Origin of the sequence: Sphingobium xenophagum NBRC 107872 (genome assembly GCF_000367345.1) — a bacterium.
Lineage (GTDB): Bacteria > Pseudomonadota > Alphaproteobacteria > Sphingomonadales > Sphingomonadaceae > Sphingobium > Sphingobium xenophagum.
Window position 1 is genome coordinate 179758 of record NZ_BARE01000011.1, and the last position, 25042, is coordinate 204799.

Annotated in this window: 21 protein-coding genes and 1 riboswitch; of the genes, 7 read left to right on the forward strand and 14 right to left on the reverse strand. The window is 62.5% G+C overall.

What is annotated here, in order from left to right; all coding sequences use genetic code 11:
- Positions 1 to 53 precede the first annotated feature (53 nt).
- Positions 54 to 1292: an MFS transporter gene (locus SX1_RS06595; RefSeq protein WP_019052371.1), complete on the forward strand. Its 1239-nt coding sequence runs from the start codon at positions 54 to 56 to the stop codon at positions 1290 to 1292.
- On the opposite strand, the gene SX1_RS24775 is transcribed toward SX1_RS06595, so the two are convergent.
- Both SX1_RS24775 and SX1_RS24780 read right to left on the reverse strand, forming a co-directional pair.
- Complete coding sequence (locus SX1_RS24775; RefSeq protein ID WP_255209709.1) at positions 1289 to 2071, reverse strand: carbohydrate porin; 783 nt, start codon at positions 2069 to 2071, stop codon at positions 1289 to 1291. The genes SX1_RS06595 and SX1_RS24775 overlap by 4 nt on opposite strands.
- A gap of 31 nt (positions 2072 to 2102) precedes the next feature.
- A complete protein-coding gene (locus SX1_RS24780) occupies positions 2103 to 2456 on the reverse strand; it encodes a carbohydrate porin (protein ID WP_255209710.1) in 354 nt (117 codons plus the stop codon).
- 190 nt (positions 2457 to 2646) lie between these two features.
- Positions 2647 to 2774: riboswitch (TPP riboswitch) on the forward strand.
- Here SX1_RS24780 and SX1_RS06605 point away from each other — a divergent pair.
- The 3 genes from SX1_RS06605 (at position 2765) to SX1_RS06615 (ending at position 7755) form a co-directional block, all read left to right on the forward strand.
- Positions 2765 to 4909 carry a TonB-dependent receptor gene (locus tag SX1_RS06605; RefSeq protein WP_255209711.1) on the forward strand — a complete coding sequence of 715 codons (2145 nt, stop codon included), beginning with the start codon at positions 2765 to 2767 and terminating at the stop codon, positions 4907 to 4909. It overlaps the preceding riboswitch by 10 nt.
- Before the next feature lie 14 nt (positions 4910 to 4923).
- Entirely contained in the window at positions 4924 to 5586 is a 663-nt protein-coding gene (gene tenA / locus SX1_RS06610; protein WP_026149552.1) for a thiaminase II, read from the forward strand.
- 144 nt (positions 5587 to 5730) lie between these two features.
- Entirely contained in the window at positions 5731 to 7755 is a 2025-nt protein-coding gene (locus tag SX1_RS06615) for a M3 family metallopeptidase (protein ID WP_019052374.1), read from the forward strand.
- A 69-nt stretch (positions 7756 to 7824) separates the two neighbouring features.
- On the opposite strand, the gene SX1_RS06620 is transcribed toward SX1_RS06615, so the two are convergent.
- The 4 genes from SX1_RS06620 to alr form a co-directional block, all read right to left on the reverse strand.
- Entirely contained in the window at positions 7825 to 8100 is a 276-nt protein-coding gene (locus SX1_RS06620; protein ID WP_017182407.1) for an HU family DNA-binding protein, read from the reverse strand.
- A gap of 255 nt (positions 8101 to 8355) precedes the next feature.
- Positions 8356 to 8700: a RidA family protein gene (locus tag SX1_RS06625; protein WP_019052375.1), complete on the reverse strand. Its 345-nt coding sequence runs from the start codon at positions 8698 to 8700 to the stop codon at positions 8356 to 8358.
- Positions 8701 to 8718: 18 nt separating this feature from the next.
- Positions 8719 to 9975, reverse strand: coding sequence for a D-amino acid dehydrogenase (locus SX1_RS06630; protein WP_019052376.1), 1257 nt, complete (start codon positions 9973 to 9975; stop codon positions 8719 to 8721).
- A complete protein-coding gene (gene alr / locus SX1_RS06635; RefSeq protein ID WP_019052377.1) occupies positions 9972 to 11105 on the reverse strand; it encodes an alanine racemase in 1134 nt (377 codons plus the stop codon). The genes SX1_RS06630 and alr overlap by 4 nt, the downstream gene beginning before the upstream one ends.
- A 117-nt stretch (positions 11106 to 11222) precedes the next feature.
- Here alr and SX1_RS06640 point away from each other — a divergent pair, with 117 nt between their 5' ends.
- The gene (locus SX1_RS06640) at positions 11223 to 11687 is read left to right on the forward strand and encodes an Lrp/AsnC family transcriptional regulator (RefSeq protein WP_019052378.1); all 465 of its coding nucleotides are present in this window, start codon (positions 11223 to 11225) and stop codon (positions 11685 to 11687) included.
- A gap of 15 nt (positions 11688 to 11702) precedes the next feature.
- Here the strand turns inward: SX1_RS06640 and SX1_RS06645 are convergent, their stop codons facing one another.
- The 5 genes from SX1_RS06645 to SX1_RS06665 are packed head-to-tail and all read right to left on the reverse strand — an operon-like array spanning position 11703 to position 18144.
- On the reverse strand, positions 11703 to 12332 hold the full coding sequence (locus SX1_RS06645) for a cytochrome b/b6 domain-containing protein (RefSeq protein WP_019052379.1): 630 nt from the start codon (positions 12330 to 12332) through the stop codon (positions 11703 to 11705).
- Positions 12333 to 12385: 53 nt separating this feature from the next.
- The gene (locus tag SX1_RS06650) at positions 12386 to 12883 is read right to left on the reverse strand and encodes a c-type cytochrome (RefSeq protein ID WP_019052380.1); all 498 of its coding nucleotides are present in this window, start codon (positions 12881 to 12883) and stop codon (positions 12386 to 12388) included.
- 27 nt (positions 12884 to 12910) lie between these two features.
- Entirely contained in the window at positions 12911 to 14278 is a 1368-nt protein-coding gene (locus SX1_RS06655) for a transient-receptor-potential channel family protein (RefSeq protein WP_019052381.1), read from the reverse strand.
- Complete coding sequence (locus tag SX1_RS06660) at positions 14271 to 15611, reverse strand: DUF1552 domain-containing protein (RefSeq protein WP_026149553.1); 1341 nt, start codon at positions 15609 to 15611, stop codon at positions 14271 to 14273. Before SX1_RS06660 ends, SX1_RS06655 begins: the two co-directional genes overlap by 8 nt.
- Before the next feature lie 10 nt (positions 15612 to 15621).
- Entirely contained in the window at positions 15622 to 18144 is a 2523-nt protein-coding gene (locus SX1_RS06665) for a DUF1592 domain-containing protein (RefSeq protein ID WP_019052383.1), read from the reverse strand.
- A gap of 218 nt (positions 18145 to 18362) precedes the next feature.
- Here SX1_RS06665 and SX1_RS06670 point away from each other — a divergent pair, with 218 nt between their 5' ends.
- The gene (locus tag SX1_RS06670) at positions 18363 to 19877 is read left to right on the forward strand and encodes an adenosine deaminase family protein (protein WP_019052384.1); all 1515 of its coding nucleotides are present in this window, start codon (positions 18363 to 18365) and stop codon (positions 19875 to 19877) included.
- On the opposite strand, the gene SX1_RS24170 is transcribed toward SX1_RS06670, so the two are convergent.
- From SX1_RS24170 to SX1_RS06685, 3 genes are all read right to left on the reverse strand, one after another.
- Positions 19864 to 20034: a hypothetical protein gene (locus SX1_RS24170; protein ID WP_019052385.1), complete on the reverse strand. Its 171-nt coding sequence runs from the start codon at positions 20032 to 20034 to the stop codon at positions 19864 to 19866. The genes SX1_RS06670 and SX1_RS24170 overlap by 14 nt on opposite strands.
- Before the next feature lie 66 nt (positions 20035 to 20100).
- Positions 20101 to 21201 (reverse strand): purine nucleoside permease, encoded by a 1101-nt coding sequence (locus SX1_RS06680; protein ID WP_019052386.1) that lies wholly within the window; start codon positions 21199 to 21201, stop codon positions 20101 to 20103.
- Positions 21202 to 21264: 63 nt separating this feature from the next.
- Complete coding sequence (locus SX1_RS06685) at positions 21265 to 23745, reverse strand: TonB-dependent siderophore receptor (RefSeq protein ID WP_026149554.1); 2481 nt, start codon at positions 23743 to 23745, stop codon at positions 21265 to 21267.
- A gap of 317 nt (positions 23746 to 24062) precedes the next feature.
- On the opposite strand from SX1_RS06685, the gene SX1_RS06690 reads away from it, so the two are divergent.
- Positions 24063 to 24998 carry a LysR family transcriptional regulator gene (locus SX1_RS06690; protein ID WP_026149555.1) on the forward strand — a complete coding sequence of 312 codons (936 nt, stop codon included), beginning with the start codon at positions 24063 to 24065 and terminating at the stop codon, positions 24996 to 24998.
- Positions 24999 to 25042 lie beyond the last annotated feature (44 nt).

Here is a 25042-nt window from a genome sequence, read left to right on the forward strand (position 1 = left end):
ATCATTCGTTACGATAAGCGCTGCGCAATGCCCATAGAGAGGAACGCCGATCCATGACCCGTCCGCAGGACATGGGCATAACGCCATCTTTTACCCCGCGGTTGATCCTGTCGCTGTTCCTGTGCGGGCTGGTCCTGTTCGTCGATGGCTATGATCTGGCGGCGATGCCGCTGGCGTTGCCCCATATCGCAAAGGCGCTGGACATTCCGCCCGCCCGCTTCGGCTTTGCCCTTTCGGCGGTATTGCTGGGCCTGGGCGTCGGCGCGGTTTTGCTGGCGCCGCTGGGGGATCGCTTCGGCCGGCGCCGGATGATCACCTTCTCGGTCATCTGTATCGGCCTGCTGACCATGGCGACGGCCAGCGGAACGAACATCGCCAGCTTCATCATATGGCGCTTGCTGACTGGCTTGGCTCTGGGCGCATGCCTGCCCAACGTCACCGCGCTGGCTGCGATCTGGGCACCGCCGGGGCGACGCGCAAGCACGTTGACGATCGTATCGCTCGGCATCTCCTTTGGCGCGATCGTCGCGGGCCTGATTGCGCCGCCGCTGATCGCGCTGGGCGGTTGGCGCGCCCTGTTCCTGTTGCCGGGCGCAGCGACATTGCTGCTTGCGCTCGCCCTGTTCCTGCTATTTCCGCCGGAAAAGAAAGCAGAGCCCGGAACTGACGCCCGCGCCGTCCGCCCGCTTGCCCGCATATTGCGCAAGCCGCTCCGGTTCCCGACGATCGTTTTTGCATTACTCTATGGTATCAATGCTTTCGGCCTCTATCTTATCATCAGTTGGACGCCGACCTTGCTGCCGCAGGCGGGCTTCACGCTGGATCAGGCCGCACGATCGATCACCATCATCCAGTCGGGTGGACTGGTCATCGCTCTGGCGCTTGCCTGGCTGATTGATCGCAACCATGCCGTGCTGGCGCTGGCGGGTGCCTATGTCACGATCATCGCGGCTTTCGCCCTGCTGGCGATCCTGTCTGCCGGGACTTTGTCGACCAACTTGCTGCTGCTGGTGGCGGGCGGCGGCATTGTCGGGGTCCATCTGTGCATCATGGCCGTCGTTACCGGCGTATTTCCGCCCGATTGTCTGGCCACTGCCATTGGCTTTGGCGTGGCAGTCGCCCGTATCGGCGCGATCGGCGGGCCGCTGGCCGGTGGCTGGCTGATCGGCAACGGCGCGGGTCCGGGGCCCTTCTTCCTGTTCGCTATCCTGCCGATGGCGCTTTGCCTGCTGATCACATTCGCCCTGCCCGCCGCACGTCGCGCTGGCCAGTCCGGCTGCGATCACCCCTAGTCGATCAGGCGCGAACCAATGGCAAAGCGCAGCCCGACGACCCAGGCGTCGCGGATGGTCGGGTCAGCGCCGGGATTGTGGACATATTGCAGGTTGGGCTGCACCGTAAGCCATGGCGACAGCGGCGCACGATAGGTGATTTCGGCGACCGATTCAGTGCGCTGCGCGGCGCTGCTTCGGCGATAATCAGGGGATGTGGAGGCGGTCACCACCGCCAGACCAAGCTCGTCCTCCGGCCGCCCGTTCACCGCGCCTGTCCATTTTACGCCCAGACTGGCGAACCGGTCGAACATGTTGAACCGCCCGCTTGACGTGCCAAGCCGGAAGAAACCGTCCACCTTCTCCTCGCCATCGGTCATCAGCGGCATTTCCCCACGCAGATAGACCCCGGCATTGCCCCGCCCTATGCTTCCATCCCAGGCTTCGAACGTCGCTGTGTAGCGCCAATGCCCCAGCAACAGCCGCGCGCCGGCAATCGGCACGTCGAGTTCACCGATCAGCAGCGCGCCATCGCCGTTACCCAGTTTGATCGCGGTGCGGGCCGGATGATCGGGATCGCCCGGTACCCCGTCCAATATCGCAGCGCGCACAGCCCAGCCCTCGGCCGGCTGCCATTCGACACGCGCGGCCAGCGATGTCGATGGGAAGATCGACGGACCATTGCGACCCGTCAGCGAAATATCGCTGCCGATCCCATGCGCGCTGCCGACGAATACGCCAGCGGCGTCGAGCGCGTCAAATTCCGAGTTGAGATCATATAATCCTGCCTTCAGCGACAATCCGGGCGCGATCGTCTGGTTGATCCAGGCTTCATATAGTCTGAATGCCCGTTTCGATATTACTGACTGCGTGTACGTCCCCCACCGCGTTGGAGATCGACGCGCCATTATTGTAGAGGCCATAGACATGCGCCTCGGCCCCGCGCCAACCCAGCGTCGCCTCCAGATCAGCCTCCAGCACTATGTCGAGATTGTCGAGATAGCGCGCGCGCCGCTTCAACCCGCCCGCTACATTGGCCATCACTTCGCCGGTATAGGTGACCTCCAGCAGCACCGGCCCCTGCGTCTCGTCAATCTCTCCCGCCGCATGGATGTGCGAATGGGGTCGCCGCGGCAACGCATCATCTGCCGCAGCGGCCAGCAATAGAAACGGGGCGATCATCATGATGGTAAAAGGGCCGGTACGCAGGTCATAGCAACAGGAAGAATAAAGGTCGGGCTGCGGCGTCGATAACGGATGATCCTTGCCAGACGCCATAGTCGACTGAAAACCGACCCCATTTCAGCATGAATATGCGCCAGACCCTCAGCCATCGATTGACGCCCGGTGCAGGACGCCATAGGCGCACCGACAGTTTCAACCCACGGGGTGTCCTGGCGCTGTCAGGGCTGAGAGGCGGATCGGGCGCAGGGGGCGTCCAGTCTGCAAACCCGCGAACCTGATCCGGCTCACACCGGCGGAGGAATAGGGATATGCGTCTTTACGCCATTATGTCGCCTGCCATATCGATCGCACTGCTACTGGGTTCAGGCTACGCCCATGCGGACGACAGCATCGTCGTCACCGCGCGCGGCCGCGCAGAAGCCGAAATCCGGGTGCCCGACACGATCGCCGTCTATGGTCCCGCCGCCATCGCCGCGCAGCGCCTGACCACGATCGACGATTTCATCGCGGCAACGCCCGGCATCTTCATCATCAACGATCAGGATCCGGGCACCAACCTCATATCCGTGCGGGGCGTATCCACCAACCGCAGCCAATCGCCCTCTATCGCCTATATCGTCGACGGATTGGCGTTGCCCGATTCCGAACTCTTCACGCTGCGCCCCTATGATCTGGCGCGGGTCGAGATTTTGAAGGGGCCGCAGGGCGCCTTGTTCGGCCGGTCGGCATCGGGCGGGGCCATCGCCATGACGACCAACGATCCCGGCCCGGACTGGGGCGGCGAAGCAGCCGTCGGGATCGGCAACGGCCTGACCTGGACCGCCGACGGCGTGGTCAATGCCCCTGTGTCGGAACAGGTGCAATTGCGCCTGGCCGGTTCCTATCGCAACAGCGACGGCTTCATCCGCAACAGCTTTCTGGACAAGAAGGTCGATGGCAGCATCAGCCGCAATCTGCGCCTGAAGGCAAAGGTCGCGCTGAACGAAACGGCGACGTTCCGCTTTCGCCTGGGCTGGGCCAATGAAGAAGGCGGGGCGGCCTATATTTCATCGGGCAATGTTACTGGCCTTTATGGCGGGCGCCTGTCGGGTGCGGCATTGACCGATCCGTTCGGGGATTTTGAAGGGCGGGCATCGCGTACATGGTGGGGCGCGCAGGCCAGCTATGAACAGGAAGCGGGTGACGGGCTGCTCTTCACATGGACTGGCGGCTATGACGATTATCATAAAGATTTCGTTGAAGAACTGGATTTTCGCAACGACAAGCCATTGACGCTTTTCGGCGCGCCATTGTTCCCGGATGGTATTCAACCCATCTCCCAACCTGTTGATATAAAAGCCTGGACCAGCGAAACCCGGCTGACGTCACGCGGCGACGGGCCGCTGCGCTGGCATGTAGGCCTGTTCTACCAACGGCTGGAGCGCGACCGGACCGATGATTTCGGGCCGCTGCTGTTCGGCAGCGAAGCGCTGCGCGCGGAAACCCGCTCCAGCCAGATCGGTGTTTTCGGGCAGGCGAGCTACGACATTGCGCCACAGGTCGAAGCCACGATGGCGCTGCGCTATGACCGCGACCGGCGCAAGGAAGATACGGTCGGTACCGTCACTGGAACGATTGTCGCGCAACGTGCCCGGACGTTCGAGAAATGGCAGCCCAAACTGTCCCTCGCCTGGCGCCCGACCGATCATCTGACCGCCTATGTCACCGGCGCGATCGGTTTCAAGGCGGGCGGCTTCAACCCCCTGCCCGGCCCGACCGATGTATGGCAGGCCGTGTTCCCGGCCGAAACCACCCGCTCGATCGAGGCGGGCGTCAAGGGTGAGAGCGCGGATGGGCGTATCCGCCTGTCGCTCGCGGGCTTCATCACTGACTATGACAATTTCCAGAACACCGTGTTCCTGGGCAACTCGGTCGTCCTGTCGGTGCCACAGGTCGATGTCCACGGGATCGAAGCGTCGGCGCAGGCGGCGCTGGGCGCGGGCTTCAGCCTGGATGGCGGGCTGGCCTGGACCCACAGCCGCACCGGCACCTATTTCACGCCCAACCCCACGCCAGAACCGGGTGAACCCGCTATCCTGGACATGAGCGGCAAGCGCACCCCCAACGCGCCGGACTGGACCATCAACAGCGGTATTGGCTGGCAGGGCGCGGCCGGACCTGCGACTGTCAATGTTCGGCTTAGTGTCGCCTATGTCTCACGCGTCGATTTCGAGATCGACAATATCCTCCATTCACCTGGCTACACCTCGGTCGATGGGCGTATAGGCGTCAGCCACGGGGCATGGACGTTTGACCTTTGGGCCAAGAACCTGCTCGACAAGCGCTGGGCGATCTCGGCTTTTGGCCAGCAGCAATTGCCGCTACTGCTGGGCCTTGGCCCGGATGGACCGTTCGACAGTTTCACCATCAACACCGGCCGCCAATTCGGCGCCAGCGCATCCGTGCGCTTTTGACGAAGGACATGGCGATGGGCTTTTGCGATCAGATCTGGGCGGACGCCGCCCCGTTGCGGCAGGCTATCCTGGACCATCCATTCCTGACCGCGCTGGCAGACGGAACATTGCCACGCGACAGCTTCCAACATTATATCGTGCAGGACAGTCTCTATCTGGCTGAATATGCCCGCACATTGGCGATCGCCGCGGCCCGCGCGCCCAGTGCCGCAGGGCGGCTGGAATTTTCCGACGGCGCGAAAGTTGCGGTGCAGGTTGAAGAAGCGCTGCATCAGGCCTTCTTCGCTCAGTTCGGCGTCAGCGCAACCACAGCGCAGGGTGCCGAGCCAACCCCCTCCTGCCTTGGCTACACCAGCTATCTCGCCAGCCTGGCCGCGACCCGCAGCTATGAGGAATTGGTCGCTGGCATCCTGCCCTGTTTCTGGGTCTATTGGGAAGTCGGCTGCGCCATCAAGCCGCGCGCCGTCAGCCCCAACCCCTATGCACCGTGGATCGAAACCTATGCCGATCCCGGTTTTGGCGCGGCGACCGACCGGGTTCGCGCGCTGGTGGACGAAGCGGCCGCCGCCACGACTCCGGCGGTGCGCGACGCCATGGCCCGCGCCTTCCGCAACGCGACCAGATATGAGTGGATGTTCTGGGATTCGGCCTGGCGGCTGGAAAGCTGGCCGGTCTGAACCGCCAATAGTCCGCTGGCCCAAGCAGGGGAGCACGGCCCATTCGGGCGTCCGGCATATTGCGGCGGATGGACTGGGCGTTCGCCTCGATCAAACGAGTGGATGCGGGCAGACAGGGCATATTGCCCTGTGTAAAGAAGCGTCATGACACAGACGAACCCCCTGCTCGATTCCGGCCTGCACCCGCGTTTTGGCGACATTCGGCCCGACCATATCCTGCCCGCCGTCGAAACGGCGATTACCGATCATCGCGCGGCGATGCGGCGCTGTGCCAGCGCGCAAGGCTATGACGCGATCTTTCTGGCGAAGGATCGCGCCGATGCCGCCCTGTCGCGGGTATGGCAGACCGTGTCCCATCTGGTCGGGGTCGCGAACACGCCCGAACTGCGCGCGGCGCATGGCGACGCGCAGCCGATGATCGACAGCTATTTTGCCGAAGTCGGGCAGGATCGCGCGCTCTATGACGCGCTGGCCGCCATCCCGCGCGACGGGCTGGACGAAGCGCAGGCGCGCGCGCTGGCGCTGACATTGCAAGGGTTTGAGCTGTCTGGCGTGGGCCTGGACGGCGCAGAGCGGGAGGCCTTTGCCGCCAACAGCGTGGCGCAGGGCCGATTGGCGACCGAATTTGCCAATGCGGTCATGGACGCGACCGAAGCCTGGACGCTGCACATCACCGACCCCGCCCGACTGGCAGGCGTGCCGGAAAGCGACCGCAACGCCATGGCCCGTACGGCGGAGGCGAAGGGCCTGGACGGCTGGCTGATCGATCTTCACGCGCCGTCGGTGCGCGCGATTACCGGCTTTGCCGACGATCGCGATCTACGGCACACCGTTTATGAAGCCTATGGCACCCGCGCCTCCGATCAGGGGCCTCATGCCGGGCAGTTCGACAATAGCGACCGGATTACACAGTTGCTGGCGTTGCGGCAGGCGGCGGCAGGGCTGTTGGGCTATGCCGACCCTGTCGCCTTGTCGCTTTCCACCAAAATGGCGCGCGATGGTGAAGAAGTCGATGCATTTCTGGTCGATCTTGCCCGACGCGCCCGCCCCCATGCGGAGCGGGAGCTGACCGAACTGGCGAAATTCGCGCAGGCGCAGCTGGGTATCGACCAGTTGGAGCCTTGGGATATCGCCTATGCGACCGAGCGAATGCGGCGCGCGGTCCATGCCCTGGACGAGGCGGAAATTCGCGCACATCTGCCGCTCGCGCGTATATTGGACGGCCTTTTTGCGCTGGTCACCGAACTGTACGGGGTGGACATCCGATCGGCCGACGGCGCGCCGGTCTGGCATGATGATGTGCGCTATTTCACCGTGCATGATGCCGATGGCGTACCGATAGCCGCGCTCTATTGCGATCTGTTCGCTCGCGCTGGCAAGCGTGGCGGAGCGTGGATGGACGTGTGTCGCCCACGCCTGCGCGAAGCCGAGACGGTGCACATTCCCATCGCCTATCTGGTGTGCAATTTCGCCAGCGGCAGCGCGGATCGCCCGGCGCATCTGACCCATCAGGAAATGGTGACCCTGTTCCACGAAATGGGCCATTGCCTCCATCATCTGCTGACGCAGGTGGATATGCCATCGGTCGGTGGCATATCCGGCGTCGAATGGGACGCGGTGGAACTGCCGAGCCAGTTCATGGAGAATTTCGCCTGGGAACCCGCAATGTTGCGGCGCGTGTCCGCGCATGAGGAAAACGGCCGTCCACTGGACGAAGCCATGATCGCAAGGATGCTGGCGGCGCGGCGTTTCATGGGCGCGGTGGCGCTGCTGCGGCAGGTCGAATTTGCCCTGTTCGATCTGCGCCTGCACCAGTCGGCGGCGCAAGAGAATGGCCCGACAGTGCAAGAGATTGTCGCTGCCGTGCGCCAGGATGTGGCAGTGATCCACCCTCCGGCATGGCATCGCTTCTCGCACAGTTTCAGCCATATTTTTGCAGGCGGTTATGCCGCTGGCTATTACAGCTATTTGTGGGCCGAACGCCTGTCGGCCGACGCCTTTGAAGCCTTTGCCGAAGATAAGGCGGATCGCGCCGCACTGGGCGGCCTGTTTCGCGACCATGTTCTGGCGCGCGGCGGATCGCGCCCGGCAATCGACAATTTCGTCGCCTTCCGCGGACGTCAACCCGATTCCGCCGCCCTGCTGCGCGCGCTGGGACTGGCGGCGTAAGGCCGTGTATCTTCCACAAAAGTAATGCATAACCGGCGTCGTTCGTTAGAGCGACGCCGGTTCGGCCAATCAGCCGTTGAGCTTGTCCTTGACCGCCTTGGCCGGGGTAAAGCCGAGCTTCTTCGACGCAGCGATCTGAATGGTCGCACCGGTCGAGGGGTTGCGGCCTTCGCGCGCCGGCGAATCCTTCACCTTGAACTTGCCGAAGCCATTGAGCGACACTTCTTCACCCTTGGCAGCGGCATCGGCGATGGCGGCAAAAACACCGTCGACAATCTTGCGAGCATCCGCCTTGGTGATGCCGTTCGCCGCGGCAATGCCGTCGGCCAGATCGCTATTGTTCATAAAATGCCTTCCGTATGGGAGTTATTGCCATGCCCGCATAACCAAGGCTGAGGCGCTGGTCCATATGCCACGTTGCGCAAACTTGGGCTTTGCGGGCAGTTTTGGCCGATTTTCATGCCGTTGCGCCCCTTTACGCAGGTTTCGGGCGGGCCAGGGGACATGAACCGCGTGGTTTCGCGCGTTTGTCATCGACTCTGGACTGACAGGCATGTCGGGGGCTTTGCCATGGCCCCCGGCCTATCTCCTGCGCCAGCTTCAGGCGCGCGCGGCGGTAATGATTACTTCGACCTTGTAATCGGGCGTCGCCAGTTTCGCTTCGCCGGTCGCGCGTGTGGGCGCTGCAACGTCTGCGATCCAGGCGTCCCATACCGCATTCATTTCGGCAAAATCAGCCATGTCGGCGAGCCAGATCGTAGCGCGCAGGATATGCGCCTTGCTACTGCCCGCCAGCGCCAGCAGACGCTCAATTTCCGCCAGCGCAGATTGGGTCTGGGCGGTCACGCTGTCGCCTTCGCCAACCTGGCCGGCCAGATAAACGGTATCGCCATGGATGACAGCCTCGCTCATGCGCGGGCCGGTTTCGATGCGGGTGATGGTCATGAGGCTTCTCCTTGAAAATCAGCGGCGATAACGCGCCAGAGCCAGATCGGCGGTTTCGATGGCAGGGGTCTGGCCACCGATCAGGTCGGCGATGACCTGTCCCGATCCGCAGGCCATGGTCCAGCCAAGCGTGCCGTGGCCCGTGTTGAGGAAGAGATTGTCGATTGACGTTGCGCCGATTACCGGGGTGGAATCAGGCGTCATCGGTCGCAGCCCGCTCCAGAATGTTGCCTGGCTGAGGTCGCCCGCGCCGGGGAACAGCGTGCCGACGCTATGGTCGAGCGTATCGCGGCGCGCCTGCGGCAGATCATTGGTGTAGCCCGACAATTCGGCCATGCCGCCCACGCGGATGCGGTCGCCCAGCCGGGTGATCGCAACCTTGTAGCTTTCATCGAGCAGGGTCGAGACAGGCGCGGCATCGGGCCGCACGATCGGCACGGTGATCGAATAGCCCTTCACCGGATAGACCGGAAGCCGCATGCCGAGCGGGGCAAGGAGCAAGGGCGAGAAGCTGCCCATGGCGACGAGATAGGCGTCGCCGGTGACGTCGCCTTCGTCGGTCACGACATGGGTGATCCGCCCGGCTGCGCGCGCCAGCCCCTTGATGGTGCGGCCCATCAGGAACTGGACGCCGCGCGCCCGCGCCATGTCTGCGAGGGCATTGGTGAATTTGAAGCAGTCGCCCGTCTCGTCATTGGGCAGGCGCAGGCCGCCCGCGATGGAGGACGCGCTGGCGGCAAGGCCAGGTTCGGCGGTGATACAGCCGGCGCGGTCCAGCACCTCAAAAGGCACATTATCGGCGCGCAGCACCTCAATATCCTTGGCGATGCCGTCGAGTTGCTTTTGTTCGCGAAAAAGTTGCAGCGTGCCCTGACGGCGCTCGTCATAGCTGATGCCAGTGGCGGCGCGCAGGGCAATCAGCTGATCGCGGCTATATTCGGCCAGCCGCACCATCCGCCCCTTGTTGATGCGATAGTCGGCGGCGTTGCAATTGCCCAGCATCGCGATCATCCAGCGCAGCATGGCCATGTCCACATTGGGGCGCAGGATCAGCGGCGCGTGCTGCATGAACAGCCAGCGCAGCGCCTTGGCGGGGATGCCAGGCGCGGCCCAGGGGGACGCGTAGCCAGGCGAGATTTCGCCAGCATTGGCGAAACTGGTTTCCTGCGCCACGTTGCTCTGGCGATCGATCAATACGACTTCATGCCCAGCCTGCGAGAGATACCAGGCGGAGGTCACGCCGATGACCCCGCCACCCAGGATAACGACCTTCATGCCATGATACTCCTGTCTGGATTAGCGACCGGCGCGGGCAGATAGGTCCGCGCATAGCGCTGGCCCAGCCGGGTCAATATTTCGTAGCTGATCGTGTCGGCCTGCGCCGCGACATCGTCGATGGTCTGGTGCGGGCCGATCAGTTCGACCGGCGCTCCGGCATGGAGCAGGGCGTCTGGCACGTCCGTGACATCAAGCGCCATACTGTCCATCGACACCCGCCCGACGATGGGCACGCGCACGCCGCCAATCCAGGCGCTACCCCGATTGCTGAGATGACGTGGCCAGCCATCGGCATAGCCCACGGAGATAGTCGCGACACGCGCAGGACGATCGAACCGGTGGGTCAGACCATAACCGACCCCTGCCCCTGCTTCGAGGGTGCGCAGCTGAACGATATAGGCGTCCAGCGCAATGACCGGCCGCATGGGATTGGGCTGGCCATGGGGGGCGCCGCCATAAAGGGCGATCCCGGCGCGGACGATGTCGCCATGTCCTACGCCCGGCGTCATGGCGCCGCCCGAATTGTCGATCGAGCGCGGGACGCCGGGGAACTGGTGGGCGATGGCATCGAAAGCGGTACGCTGCCGCTCGTTGAACCCGTCGTCGGGATCATCGGCGCAGGCCAGATGCGTCATGACAAGGCGCAGGTCGATACCATCCAGTCGCTCCGGCGACATCCGCAGGATCGCCAGCTCTTCCGGGGTCAGGCCGAGGCGACCCATACCGCTGTCGACCTGAATCACGCCGGGCAAGGGGCGGCCCATAGTGCGGGCCAAGGCGGCCCGGCTATCAATCTGTTCCAGAGAATTGAGGACGGGCACCGCGCCAACCGCAACGCAATCCCCTTCCGCGCCGGGCGGCAGCCCATTGAGGATGTATAGGGTGGTATCGATCGGCAGATGTGGTTTCAGGATCGCCGCTTCGCATAAATGAGCGACGAAGAAATGTCGGCAGCCTGCGGCGTGCAGGGCAGCGGATACCGGAGCGGCGCCCAGGCCATAGGCGTCGGCCTTGACCACTCCAGAAACGGTAGCGGGCGCGACATGCTGCGCGATCAGCTGATAATTGGCCACCAGCGCACCAAGGTCGATGCACAAGCGTCCCGCCGTTCCATGCTGCATGACCATTCCCCTTCCTACGTCGACGTACAATAAATCACGTTTGTTCGAATATCTACGCAATCAGCAGATGATTATTCGATATTTAGCGCCTATATCGCACAATGTTTCAATGGATTTGCACATATGGCCATATCCTTCGATAATGTGGATCGCGCGATTCTGCGCTTGCTCAAACTGAACGCGCGGCGATCCAATGCGGAAATTGCGGCGGAGGTCGGCCTTTCGCCCTCGGCTTGCCATCGGCGCATCCGGCAGCTGGAAGCGCAGGGCTATATTCGCGGCTATACCGTGGTCGCAGGCGGACGGGACGAAAACAGTCTGGTCAACGTGCTGGTCCAGGTGACGCTCGATCGACAGACGGAGGATCATCTTGCCCGCTTCGAACATGCGGTGCGCCAATGTCCGGAAATCCGCGAATGCTTTTTGATGACCGGTGCTGTCGATTATTGGCTGCGTGTCGAAGCGGACAGCGTGGATGCCTATGAGCGCATCCATAGCGAAATTTTGTCGCGGATGCCCGGCGTGACCCGGATCAATTCCAGCATCGCCATGCGCGACGCGCTGCGCCCGCGCCGCAGCAAGGGTTAGGCGATGCCGGGCCGCTTAGCGAAAACCGATGGCCCAGGTGCAGGCAGCGGCGATGAGCAGGCCGACAAGCGCTTTCCACGGTGATCCGACGGGCAGATCGGCCGCGCCTTCCATATATATGGTGCTGCGGCCATGGATCATCGGGCCGATCAGATTATGGCGCAGGCGCAGCAGATAATAGAGGATGGCGGCAATGTGCAGCGCAACGAGCGTGAGCAGCAGGTTGAACAACAATCCATGCAAATCAGCGGCCAGGCGCCCCTGATCGAAGCTGACATAGTCGGCGAGTGGCCCTGATTCGAGGCCATCGACATCCACCGCGAACAAGCCAGCCGTCACCATGGCGATCAGGCTGACGATCATCAGCAGGACGCTCCAGCCACCGACCGGATTATGACCCGCCGTGGCACGATAGGGCCGTGTCCGGAGCGTTTGGAGATAGGTGAAGGCCGAGCGGGGACTGCGCACGAATTGGCTGAAGCGGGCTGTGCTGCTGCCCACAAACCCCCAATAGATACGAAAAATCAGCAGGAACAGGATGGCATAGCCCGACAGGCGGTGCCATTCCATTTCATGCTGTTCGCCGCTCCACCAGGAAAAGGCCAATAGGGCGACGAGCAACCAGTGGAACAGCCGGATATACATATCCCAAACAAGCGAACGCCGGGATGGCGCGTCAGTCGACACGGCGCAGTCGCTCAATTGTCCGCGCGGAACTGGCGATGACAGCCGGCGCAGGTACCGCCGGTCGCCTTGGCCTGCGCGCGGATCGCATCGACATTGCCGCCATTGACGACGCCGACCAGCTTGCCCGATTCAGCAATCAGCTTCGCCATCTGCCCATCAAAGGTCGCGCGATCGGTCCAGATATTGGGCAAGGCGTCGGTGGAAACGCCCGCCGTCGGGCCGCTGCCTGCCGGGAACAGCCGGGATTGTTCCCGCGCCGTGGCGGCGATCGTCTGGGCCGCAGCAACCATCGTGGCTTTTACCGGCACGCCGCTCTTGAGCTGATCGTTCAGCGCCTTCATCGCCGCACCCATCTTCTTGTAGCCTGCCTGGCGCGCAGCGATAGCCGCCTTGGGCGCAGGCGCTGCGGAGGGCGCGGCTGTCAGCGGTTGCGCCAGCATGGGCAGGATGATGAGCGGAAGCCCCAGCAACGCGAGCGTCGGGAGACGGAAAGACGGCGATATGGTCATGCGATGTTCTACCCTGCGGTTTGGCTGTCAATGGTCAGGAACGGTCTGCGGCGCGGCACCCGCCATCTTCACCGACATCTTGTCAGGAAAGACCGCGCGAAAAATCTGCTTCACTTCGGTAAGGCCACCGTCTGCCATTTGCGCGGCGGTCTTGCCATATTTGCTGGGAATGTCGGTGCGTGCACCGCGAGCAGCCAGAATGTGCAGCATGGCTTCCAGCTCTGGCTGGACACCTCCGGCAACCAGCAGGTGGAGCGCGGTCATGCCATCTTTCCCCGCTATATCGACGACCGGCGCAAGAGACAGGGCATAGTCGAGCGTCGCCGCACTGCCCCCACGCGCCGCTGCCAGCACGACGTTGGTACCATCCGCCGCGACGAAGCGCGGATCGGCGCCTGCGGCCAGCAACAGCATCATGGCATCCTTGCGGCCATTGGCGGCAGCAATCAGCAACGGGGGCGTGGGTGGTACCGGCGGCGGGGGAACGCCGAAATTGGCTTCGGTCACCCAGGTGATCCGCGAGGGTCCGGTCAGGCCATTGGGATCAGCGCCCTTGGCCAGCAGCAATCGGATGAGTTCGGCATCGCCTCCCGCCGCTGCGCCATGAAGCAACTGCTCGCCGGTCCGATCCCGCTCCACTATGTCCGCGCCATGCGGCACAAGCAGGGCGGCGGCCCCGTAATTTTTCTGGTACAGCGCAAGCTGCACCGCGCTGCTAGTTTCCGGGCCGCGATGGGCGCTGTCGGCACCGGCGGCCAGCATGATCTGCGTAGCGGGGACTACGCCGCTCTTGATCGCGAAGAACAGGGGCGTGAAGCCACCCTTCGACACGCGATTGGGGTTTGCGCCAGCCTTCAGCAACAGGGCCATCGCCTCAGTCCGGCCCGCCGCGGCGGCCCACATAAGAGGCGTCTGGCCACGGCTGTCGACACTGTCCGGGGCCGCGCCCAGGGAGAGCATGCGTTCGACGGCTTCTGCGGGACCGTAGCGGGCGCAGATGGCGAGCGCGCTTGTGCCATCGGCCCGTGCGCCGCGCACATCGGCGCGCGCATCCAGCAACTGCGCCAATATGGCCGGATCGCCCAGTTCGCAGGCGAGCGCCAACGGCGTCACGCCATCCTGATCGGCGGTGTCGACGGTCGCGCCGCCAGCCAGCAGCGCGGCGACAATCGCGGGATTTTGGGTGTTGACTGCCCAGCCTAGCGGCGTCGCGCCGAAGGCCAGCTTCTGGTTCGGGTCGGCTCTGTCGGCCAGTGCAGCCTGAACGGCCGCCACGTCATTTGCCATGATCGCGCGCGCCAGCCCATCATCCCTCTGCGGCGCGCGGGCCTGCGCGATGCCGCATCCCGCCATCAGCGCCAGCAGGGCGACACCCAGGCATGCGCGATTAAGCATTGGCCAGCGCCTTGAACGGGCCGTCGCTGTCGCCAAAGCGGGTCGCGGGGACATCCAGCACATGCAACGTGCTCAACAGCAGATTGGACATGGTCGTCCCCTTTGGCGCCACAACATGCCGGTTGCCCGGCACCAGCCCGCCCGCGACAATGATGGGCAGATCCATATGGTCATGTTCATTGGGATCGCCAAAGGCCGACCCGCGCAGCACCAGCGTCCGGTCCAGCAGCGATCCTTCGCCGTCCTTCACCGCCTTCATCCGTTCCAGATAATAGGCAAAATATTCCATATGATGCCGGTTGATACGGGCCAGTTTCGCCTTTTTCTCCGGGTTATTGCCATGATGGCTGAGCATATGGTGGGAATCCGGCACGCCGATTTCCGGATAGGTGCGGTTGCTGAGTTCCCGGCCGATCATGAAACTGCCGATGCGGGTGATGTCGGCCTGCATCGCCAGCACCTGTAGGTCGATCATCAGGCGGACATGCGCATCGAAACTGTCGGGAATGCCCGCCGGTCGTTCCAGATCAGCACTCTGCGCGCCACCGCCCGACGCGATCGCGCGCTGGATGCGCCGTTCAATGTCGCGGGTCGCTTCCAGATATTCGTCGAGCTTCCGGCGATCTTCCATCCCCAGCGTGCCGCTCAGGCGCGCACTATCGTCCATCACGAAATCCAGGATGCTCGATTGCCGCCGTAGCCGGGCCAGGCGGCTTTTGGCGTCCAGCGCGTCGCCATCGCCGAAAAGTCGCTCGAACACGTCGCGCGGATTGGCGGTGACGGGCAGCGGGACGGTGGGGTTCCGCCAACTGATGCCATTGGTATAGGCGCAGCTATAGCCGATGTCGCAGCTGCCCAGCAGACTGGCCTGATCGATACCCAGTTCGAGCGAACTCAGCTGGGTCGCGTCACCCAGATGATTGGCATAGGCCTGATCGACCGAAATGCCGCAGCGTATGTCGGTGCCTTCGGTCTGCTTCACATGGACGCCGGTGATGAAGGCGGGGCAAGAGCGGCCATGCCCCGCCGGACGATCCCCCATCGCCGCCGCGCTGGGATGGCCAAGGCCGGTGATAATGCTGATCTGCGCGCGGTGCGGCGCCAGCGGCTCCAGCGTAGGTGGCAGGATGAAGCCAGGCCCCTGCGATGATGGCATGAACTGGTCCATCATCATGCCATTGGGCGAATAGAATATCTGGAGCCTTTTGGGCCGGGCCGCGACATCGGCGGCTTTGGCAGATGGCATCATTGCTTCCAGAAATGGCAGCGCCATGGCCGTGCCAGCGCCGCGCAACAAAGTACGGCGGTTAAGCGGTTTACGCAGGATGATCATCGCGTTGCCCTCATTGACCAGTTGTTCGCCGCAGGGTGAAGGGCGCGCTGTGTACGATCCCCTTGATGACGGTCTGGATGCGATAGCCATCTGCGGCGGCGCTGCGGGTGATGGTGCGGATGGCCGGCATGTCGCGCGCATCCACCCCGCGGGCCAGCGCATAGGTCAGCAGCCTTTCGGTAAAGGCGCTGGCGAATTCGTCCTTTTGGCTGAGCAGGATGCGCTTTAACCCCGACAGGCCGGCAAATTGGGTGCCGTCGGGCATCCGCGCCGATACGTCGATGGGCTGGCCCGCATCTTTCTGGCGAAAGGCACCGATCGCATCGAAATTTTCAAGACTGAAGCCCAGCGGGTCCATCTTCACATGGCAGGCGGCGCAGGCCGGGCTTTTGCGATGCAGTTCCAACTGCTCGCGCGCGGTCAGCAGGCGACCGTCATGCTTTTCCTGCAATGCGGGCACGTCGGGCGGCGGGGGCGGCGGCGAGGCGGCAAGTAGATTGTCGAGAATCCATTTGCCCCGCTTCACCACCGATGTGTGATTGCCATAGGAAGTGACGGTCAAGATGCTCGCCTGTCCCAGCAATCCGCCACGATTGGAGGCCGGGTCCAGAGTGACGCGCCGCATGGCGGTGCCGGTGATCCCGCCAATGCCATAATGGTCGGCCAGCCGCTGGTTGAGGAAGGTATAGTCCGCAGCGATGAAATCCAGCAGGCTGCGATTGGTGCGCAACACATAGGTGAAGAACATTTCCGTTTCCTGCGCCATGGCACGGCGCAGGCGCGTATCGAATTTGGGGAATATGGTGATATCGGGCCGTTGTTGGTCCAGGTTACGCAAATAGAGCCACTGGCCTGCGAAATTGGTCGTCAACGCCTGGGCGCGCGGATCGGCGAGCATCCGGGTGATCTGCGCATCCATGACGCCGGGCTTCTGCAACTGGCCCGTTTCGGCCAGCGACAGCAGCGTATCGTCGGGAATGCTGCTCCAAAGGAAGAAGGACAGGCGGGACGCGAGTTCCAGATCAGTGAGGGGCCGGACGCCGCCCGGCTTGCTGCCTGCCGGATCCTGCTCGACCAGGAACAGGAAATGGGGTGAGACCAGTATCGCTTCGACGGCTGCCTCGATCCCGTGTTCGAAATCGGACTGGGCGCGCTCGGTCGCATAGACCCGCATCAGCGGCGTCAGGTCATTGTCGTTCACCGGACGACGATAGGCACGGCGGGCCAGCGCCCCGACGATCTGCCGCGCGCAGGCGGCTTCAGCGCTGGCCCGCCGGGGCTTGCAGATGAAGATGCGATCGCGACTGGGGGTCCGGCCGACACCCTTTGGCGAAAATGGCCCGGCCACGTCGATCTGGAGGACGTCGCGCGGGAAATTCTGCTGCGAATAGCGCGGTGACATGCGATAGGACGGCACATCAACGGTTTTGACCCGAACGCCATCAACCGCGACATCCATTGGCAGCATGACCGGCGCGGCGGTCGGCACCGGCACCTTGTCGAGATCATTGCGTAGCGTCTGGACGCTCTCGTCGGGCGCCAGTTGGCGACGGAAGGACAGGCCGATGACATGCGCCCCGGATTTCAGCGGCACACGGACGCTGACCTTATCCTCTGGCTGGCGGTCGGTTTCATTGTTGGTATTGGCGTTCAGCCAGCCGCTAATCTCGTAGGTGGCATCATAGCGGGCGTAATAGGTAAACGCCCCGCCACCGCGCGAACCGAGCGGCAGATCGTCGCTGGCGCGCTCATTATAGGCAGGGCGGCCCCCATTCATGACCGAACCATCCTTGGGTACTTCATAGGATGTGACGAATTCCCGCCGGGACGTCAGGCCCGTCGCCAGGCGGCCAACTTTGCCAGCGACGGCGATATAGCGGTCCATCAACGTCGGTGAGATGCTCAGCACATCAGCGATATTGTCAAAGCCATAGCCCGAATTGTCCTGCGGCAGTTCCCGGCTGACATCGACGTCGAGTGCCAGAAGGTCGCGCACCGCATTGGCATATTCGACCCGGTTGAGGCGACGGATCGTCGCGCGGCCGGGATCGGGATGCTGTGCGGCATAGGCGTCCAGTCCGCTCTCCAGCCACTGGACGAAGGCGGCCCTGGCGGCAGCTGTTGGCTGCGGCTTGTTGAGCGGCGGCATTTCGCCCTGGCGGGTGCGACGCAGCACCTTTTCCCAGATTTCCATATTCCTGCCATGGAAAAGATCGCCATTGCGCACATCATCGAGCGACAGGTTGGCGACCTTGTCATTGTCATTATGGCAGCGCGAACAATAGTCGCCCAAAATGGCCAGGGTCGCGTCGGGCGCTGCGAATGCATCTTCGACAGGCGGCAGCTCTGCTTCGTCCGGCCGCGCCAGAACCGACGCCGTGGCGACCAGCGCGCTGAGCGCCAGAATGCAACTGGGCAAGGTCGGATGCCAGTTCAGGCCCATCACATATGATCCCATGTCCCGCAGGCGGCCATGCGCCGTCCCCTTTCCCCTTGACATGACGATCGGCGGCCCATCGTCCGCCGTTTGCATGCAAATCGGGTGTGAGCGCGGGCCTATTGCGGATTCCGCGTTGCGTCCATTGCCGTTAACGGGACGGATGAATCGCAAAATTAGGCCACCCCGCGAGATGGCCCCGCCATGCTGCCCGCTCCGCCCGCCGCTCTGATTTTGGCAACGCGATGTCCGCAATATCGTCATTGAACATCCTGGGCCTCGTCGCCAGAAGGGCCGCGAAACAGGGGATTGTTATGACGCGGGTGGCTGCATTGTTGATGGCGCTGATGGTTGGCGCCGGGCCGGTCGTGGCGCGAACCCCGGCCACCGCCTTGTCCAACGAGGCGCGCACGGCAGCCTATCTGGATCGGATCGTGGACAGCAGTCCGCGCCTGCGCATCTTCCTTCAGGCCATGCCCAAGGGCGGCGACCTGCACAACCATGCGGGCGGCGCCAATTTCGCGGAAGATTATCTACGCTGGGCAGCCGCGGACGGCCTGTGTGTCTCGACCGTCACGTATCATATCGTCGAACCGCCCTGCACGCCGCCGGAACATATCCCGGCCGCCGGGCTGGAGCGCACCTATCCCCATTATTCGCGCGCGATCGACGCCTTTTCCACCCGCGGTTTCGAGGCGGGCGTGGGCGACCCGGAAGTGTCGGGCTATGACCGCTTCTTCGCGACCTTTGATGCGTTTGGCCCGGCCTATAGTCGCCATGTCGGCGAAGCGATGGCGCTGACCCGCAGGCAGGCGGCTGCGGATCATGTCTCCTATGTTGAACTCGGCAGCGGCGCGCGCGCAGGCTGGTTGCTGGGCATGAAGATGGCCGATGCCGACGCCAGCGATCTTGCCGCGCTCTACGACAGGATCGCGCCGCTCCTACCGGATGCGGTTGCCAGCGCGAGGGCCGATTATGACGGCTATGATGCGCAGGGTGCGACGTTCAACGGATGCGGAACGGCCGATCGCGAAGCTGCCTGCGACGTGGCGATGCGCTATCTCTACACGGCGATCCGCACCAATCCACCGGCGCAAGTGTTCGCGCAACTCGCCTTCGGCTTTGCCCTGGCCGATGCCGATCCGCGTTTTGTCGGCGTCAATATCGCCGCGCCGGAGCATGATCCGGTCGCGGTGCGCGACTATGCGCTGCATATGCAGATGATCGCGTTCCTCAAAGCGCGCCATCCCAAGGTGCAATTGTCGCTCCATGCGGGCGAACTGACACTGGGGCTGGTTCCTTCGCGCGATCTAAGCTTCCACATTCGCGATGCAGTGCAAATCGCAGGTGCCAGGCGGATCGGCCATGGCATCGACATCGCTTATGAGACTGACGCGCCCGCACTGCTGGCGCAGATGGCGCGCGATCAGGTAGCGGTGGAGATCAACCTGACCAGCAACGCGGTCATCCTGGGCGTGAAGGGCAGCGATCATCCGCTGTCGCTATACCGGGAAGCGGGCGTGCCGGTGGTACTGTCGACCGACGATGAAGGCGTGTCGCGCAGTGACATGACCAATGAATATCTGCGCGCCGTCACCGAACAGGGGCTACGCTACGCGGATTTAAAGCAGATCGTGCGTAACGGGTTGCATTACAGTTTCCTGCCGGGCGACAGCCTGTGGCAGGACAGGCCGGGCGGTACGCGGGCTGCGGCGTGCGTGGCAATGGATGCGCCAGGATGCGCCGCATGGCTCGCAAAAAATGTGAAAGCGGCGGCGCAAGCCCGACTGGAGCGCGATCTCCAGGCCTTTGAAGCTATGCCGCGCTAATCCGATTGGACACGATCAGGTTCAGGGTGACCGCAACCAGCGCGGCAGCGGTCATAGGCGCGCCGATCCTTGGCGCAAAGCCGGGCAGGATCAGGAATAGCGTGCCAATGGTGACGATATGCCGCTCATGATGCCAGTGATGCGGCTCCGTCGACAAACTCCCAACCGGGGATCGTCCATGCAGACCAGGACATTGGCGACGCGGATAACGCAAAGCGCCATGCTATTGCGGGACGGTCTTTTCATAGCGATCCCAATGATCGATTAACTCGTCCACCACCTTGGACCCCACCAGATAGAGACTTTCGAGCGCGGCGTTCATGCCGGCATAGCCTTCATTTTCGGTCAGCAGATAATGGGCGGCGCTGTCTCCGGGCGGCGGCATGGTGAAGTTGCTGCCCGCGCGCAATACCATGAATCGCTGCTTATCCACCCGTCCGATGCGGTCGAGATAGACGATCGACTGATAGGTGCCGGTTTCCTCCATGGCGGAAGTGACGAATTCACCCTTGCCCTGCGTCCAATATTTCACCCAGTCATTGGCCCAATCGGTCATCCGCGCGCCGTGCCAGAAGGTCATGGCCGCCAGTTGATCGCCCTTCAGCACGAAGGGCGGGCGCTGCGCCATGGGATGGTCGGTGAAGCGCGCCCGTTCCTTGCGGATCGAAGGATCGTCGGGCAGCGCCAAATCCTTGGTCAGGTCATAGGCCCAGTCGCGCAGAGCCGGATTGATCTCGAATATTTCGCCCTGGCCCACGGGCGGGCTGGGATCATTAGGGCCTTTGCTGTGCAGCGGGAAATAGCCGCTTTTCCAGTCGGCAGGAATTTCCCGCGCGTCGATTTCATGGGCGAGGTCGCCATCCACCAGATAGCGCGCCCAGGCGGCCGAGCCGATGGAGGCATTTTGCGGATCGATGTCCGCAATCCCCGCGACCAGCCAATAAGCGTGGGAGAGGTCGAACCGCTGATCGAGGCCCAGCGCCATCGTCGCAGTCGCCGACTTGATATTGCCCATGCCCGTGACCATGCCCAGTATCTGGGTATCGGGATTATAATAAAGGTCATGATGGGACTGGGGGAAAGGGATACGGGTATCGAGATGCCGCCGTTCCTTCCACAGCTGGAATTCGCCCGGCTTGTCGCCGCTATCCTCGCCGATTTCAAACAGCGACACGATAACGACCCGGACTGGCAGCGGATGGGCGCAGGCTTTGCCGGGCAGGCAGTCCTCGACGCCCGAAGGCAGCGCGGCGCTGGCCAAGACTGGCGCGGCAATGAGCAGGGTCGCACTCGCCAGTGTCGCGACATAAGACAGAAGGCGCATGAAACGTCCCTTATAACCAATCAGCTATGGAAGGCGCCGACAGTCCGACGCCTTCCATGATCATCAGAATTTGTACGACACCGTCGCCTGGAAACTGCGCGGCCGTTCGGGCAGGACGATCGTGCTGCCGAACAATTCTGTAAAGTTGGCGCGGAAATATTTCTCGTTGGTCGCATTTTTGACCACGAAGCGGAACAGCCAATTGTCCAGTTGATAGGACGCGCCCAGATCGACCAGCGCATAGCCCGGCAGCTTGACCGCCTGCGACTGGCCGGAAAAGACCGAGTCCACTTTCACGACGCTGGCGCTGAGCGCAAGGCCGTTGTCGAACGAATAGGTGCCGGTCAGCGAGTAGAGATTTTCAGGGATGCCCGCACGGCGCGCGTCATTCTTGCTGCCAATCGGCAGCAATGCCCCCGGCTGCCCACCAAAGATCAGCGACGGGTCGTTCAGATAGGCCTTCAGATCCTCATAGCCCAGAAAGCTGAACGCCGTGCCGCTATCCAGGAAGGTCAGGTTGACCACCTTCGTCTTGGTATAGGCGCCAGTAATCAGGAAATGCCGATCCACCGACCAGCGGAATTCCGCTTCCAGTCCCTTTGTCTGTACCGACTGGTTGACCGTGGACGACTGGATATTGTGATCGGTGCGCTCCTGCTTGTACACCGACAGCGCGGCATAGAGCTGACCGCCGAGCCAGCTGCCCTTGACGCCACCTTCAACCATTTTGGACGCGGTGATGAAGCCGTTGGCGGCCACCGTGCCGGCATCGATCTCCGAGCCCTGGCCCGCAATTACCGTCGATTGGCGTGAAGCAGTGGCATAGGGGATCAGGCCGAAGGGCATCTTGTAAGACGCGCTTGCCGTCCAGGACCAGCCGCCCTTGCTGCCCTTGGCAGAAGTAACGGCGGGCACATTGTTCATCTTGGTCGGGATGAAGCTGGAATTGACGCTGATATCGTCATAGCGGGCACCCAATATGAGGCCCAGGCCGAAGTTGAAATCAAGGTCGGCCAGGCCCGCAAAGCCATAGTCGGTATAATGGCCCTTGAGATAATTGGAATAATCGCAGTCGCATTCGGTCGACAGCAGACGATCCGACAGCGCGTCATAGCCCTTGGTCAGGTCGACGCGGTGGAAATATTCAAAATCGAAATCATCGCCGTGCAGGAATTTGGTGTAGCGTACCGAAGGCGACAGCTGGAACGAGAATTTACCCGCGCTGCTATCAAAGCTTTTCGAAATGACGATCTTGTCCTCGATCACCCAGCTTTTATGAAACTGGGAGAAGCCGTAGCTATTTTCGTTATCATTATCGATGCCGTCATAGAAAAACTGGTTCTTGATCTCCAGCCCGTTGTCGGCGGTGTAGATCATGTCGAAATAGGCGGTCTTGGCCTTGTTCACCAACAGATCATTCTTGCCGGTCAGCACTTTCTTCCGGCTGAGCTTTGTCGTGCCGACGTTGGTAAGCCCAAGCCAGGGATAGTTGGTCGCATAGCAGGCGTCATTATTGGACGCGTTGGCAAAGACGCTGCCGCCGCCACAACCGAAGGAACCGAACGGGTTGAAATCGCCGATCGCGGTGAATTCCTGCTGCGATACCTGTCCGTCACCATTGGTATCGACCGGCTGGGCCGATCCGGTGATGTAGGTGCCGTCATCGACCAGAGCCTGAGTCAGGCGGTTCCAGCCGCCATTTTGTTGACCCGAATATTTCTGGTACATGCCGCCAAATTCAATGCGGAAATTGTCGGTGATCTGGCTGTCGAACGCGGCTTGCAGGATCGTCTGGTTGGTCGACATATTGTCGTAATAGCTGTCGCTATCCTCGACCTCGGCATACAGGCTATAGCCGAATTCGGCCGTACCGATCTTCGCCGGGCCGCGCAGTTCTGCCTTCAGCACATTGCGGTTCCAACTGCCGGTCGTGTAGCTGATTTCACCCTCCGGCCCGGTCAGCAACGAACCATCCTTCACGCGCGCGGATTTGGGCACGAAGTTCATGTAGCCGCCGGTTTTGGACGGGCCATAAATGGGCGAGGCCGGGCCGCGCACAATGTCGATCCGGTCCGATGCGCCGATGGGCGTGGGATAGTTGCCGGGATTATCCAGGCGACGAACGCCGCGAAAATAGACTTCGCCGGGCGTACCGCGAATGTCGAGCGCACCACCGACGCCGAAGAAGCTGTTGGTGAAGGTACCTGGCGCCTGCGCGACCAGATCATAAATGTCCGTGATGCCGAAGCGCTCAATCTGTTCGCTGCTGACCGTCGAGGCCGAACGGGGCGTTTCAACCAATGTCTTGGCAAAACCGAAGATCGATCCGACATCCTTGTCGGGCAGAGCGTTCAGCGCGCCGGTAACGACGATTTCGGCTCCCGGCTCTGACGCATCGCTCGGCACGGCATCCTGCGCCAGGGCCGGCGTCGTCAGTGCGGTACAGGCCATAAGACCGGCGGCGATCACACTAAAAGGCCGACTACAACGGTCCGGACGCGGCGCGACATGGTGCTGTCCGCGCAAGCGATCAATATTCGCCATGAATAAGATACCCCCCTTTTGAAACAGGGCGGCCCATATTGATCGCCCTGCTGTTAATTCTCCCTGTCCCTCTCCCATTTGATCGTCGGCTGGATTTCATTGAGAAATTCCAGCCCTCTCTGTTGTCCCGGCCGGCTCCTGCCGCGGTCGCAAGGCGCCTTGGGCGCACCCTTTTCGCGACGGTGCATTGCAGCATGCACAGCCATGATCCCCGCCAATCGCCGCCGGACGATGTGGTGTGCATTGCAACTAGGGGCTTGACGTGGTGCGATCAAATGCAATGAATTCGACGCAGTGTTGCAAAAAATAGGGTGGGTATGCCGGCACTTTCACGTTTCTTGCGCTATTTCATAGCGGTAGGCCGATTGGGCTCGATCCGGCGCGCGGCGGACGAACTGAACGTATCTGCGTCAGCGATCGATCGGCAGATTTTGAATGTCGAGGCCAATCTGGGCATGCCGCTGTTCGAGCGGCTGCCGACCGGCCTGCGCCTGACTGCTGCGGGTGAGATCATGATGGCGGCGGGCACCAAATGGCAGAAAAACATGGCCGATGTTCGCGCGCAGATAGAGGATTTGCGCGGGCTGAAACGCGGGCATGTCGATATTGCGGTCATCGACGCCCTGGCCAAGGGCTATATCCCCGCCGCGATCCGGGCGCTGCAAAGCAAATATCCCGGCATCACCATCGGCGTGCGGGTGCTGGAAAATGACGCAGCCCGGCTGGCGACGGTGCGCGGAGAGGTGGATTTCGGCATATTTTTCGAACCGCAGACCGTGCGCGACCTGGCCGTCCGATCCTTCGTGGAGGTCGTGCTGGGCTTCGTCACGCCGACCGGCCATCCACTGGGTGGCAAGAGGGAAGCCCGGTTTTCAAGCTGCGTGGGATCAAGGTTGATCGTGCCGGCTGAGCCATTGGCGGTTTATGAGCAGATTTCGGTGCTGGAAGGGACGACCGGCGTGGTGATCGACCGGGCCGTGTCATCGGACAATATCCAGATGATCACGTCGCTCGTATTGCAGGGCATCGGCATCGGCGTACTGACATCGCTCGACGTCATTACAGAGGTGCAGCGCGGCCTTCTGTCCTTCACCAAGATTTCCGACCCGATATTGCGGCCAATGACGCTGGCGCTGTGTACCGCATCGGCGCGCACGCCGTCCTATGCGGCCGGCATAGCCTTGCAGGAAATCGAAAACGGCTTCCCGCAACTCAGCTATCCCATATCGATCGACGGTCCCGCCATGACATGACGGCCCCTCAGCCAATTGCCCAAAGCGTGCAGACCCGATAACGG

What these genes read in the sequence shown, in the direction of transcription:
- SX1_RS06595 (WP_019052371.1), top strand. Translation starts at nt 54, where the DNA reads ATGACCCGTCCGCAGGACATGGGCATAACGCCATCTTTTACCCCGCGG.
- SX1_RS24780 (WP_255209710.1), bottom strand. Translation starts at nt 2,456, where the DNA reads ATGATGATCGCCCCGTTTCTATTGCTGGCCGCTGCGGCAGATGATGCG.
- SX1_RS06605 (WP_255209711.1), top strand. Translation starts at nt 2,765, where the DNA reads ATGCGTCTTTACGCCATTATGTCGCCTGCCATATCGATCGCACTGCTA.
- tenA (WP_026149552.1), top strand. Translation starts at nt 4,924, where the DNA reads ATGGGCTTTTGCGATCAGATCTGGGCGGACGCCGCCCCGTTGCGGCAG.
- SX1_RS06615 (WP_019052374.1), top strand. Translation starts at nt 5,731, where the DNA reads ATGACACAGACGAACCCCCTGCTCGATTCCGGCCTGCACCCGCGTTTT.
- SX1_RS06620 (WP_017182407.1), bottom strand. Translation starts at nt 8,100, where the DNA reads ATGAACAATAGCGATCTGGCCGACGGCATTGCCGCGGCGAACGGCATC.
- SX1_RS06625 (WP_019052375.1), bottom strand. Translation starts at nt 8,700, where the DNA reads ATGACCATCACCCGCATCGAAACCGGCCCGCGCATGAGCGAGGCTGTC.
- SX1_RS06630 (WP_019052376.1), bottom strand. Translation starts at nt 9,975, where the DNA reads ATGAAGGTCGTTATCCTGGGTGGCGGGGTCATCGGCGTGACCTCCGCC.
- alr (WP_019052377.1), bottom strand. Translation starts at nt 11,105, where the DNA reads ATGGTCATGCAGCATGGAACGGCGGGACGCTTGTGCATCGACCTTGGT.
- SX1_RS06640 (WP_019052378.1), top strand. Translation starts at nt 11,223, where the DNA reads ATGGCCATATCCTTCGATAATGTGGATCGCGCGATTCTGCGCTTGCTC.
- SX1_RS06645 (WP_019052379.1), bottom strand. Translation starts at nt 12,332, where the DNA reads ATGTATATCCGGCTGTTCCACTGGTTGCTCGTCGCCCTATTGGCCTTT.
- SX1_RS06650 (WP_019052380.1), bottom strand. Translation starts at nt 12,883, where the DNA reads ATGACCATATCGCCGTCTTTCCGTCTCCCGACGCTCGCGTTGCTGGGG.
- SX1_RS06655 (WP_019052381.1), bottom strand. Translation starts at nt 14,278, where the DNA reads ATGCTTAATCGCGCATGCCTGGGTGTCGCCCTGCTGGCGCTGATGGCG.
- SX1_RS06660 (WP_026149553.1), bottom strand. Translation starts at nt 15,611, where the DNA reads ATGATCATCCTGCGTAAACCGCTTAACCGCCGTACTTTGTTGCGCGGC.
- SX1_RS06665 (WP_019052383.1), bottom strand. Translation starts at nt 18,144, where the DNA reads ATGCAAACGGCGGACGATGGGCCGCCGATCGTCATGTCAAGGGGAAAG.
- SX1_RS06670 (WP_019052384.1), top strand. Translation starts at nt 18,363, where the DNA reads ATGACGCGGGTGGCTGCATTGTTGATGGCGCTGATGGTTGGCGCCGGG.
- SX1_RS06680 (WP_019052386.1), bottom strand. Translation starts at nt 21,201, where the DNA reads ATGCGCCTTCTGTCTTATGTCGCGACACTGGCGAGTGCGACCCTGCTC.
- SX1_RS06685 (WP_026149554.1), bottom strand. Translation starts at nt 23,745, where the DNA reads ATGGCGAATATTGATCGCTTGCGCGGACAGCACCATGTCGCGCCGCGT.
- SX1_RS06690 (WP_026149555.1), top strand. Translation starts at nt 24,063, where the DNA reads ATGCCGGCACTTTCACGTTTCTTGCGCTATTTCATAGCGGTAGGCCGA.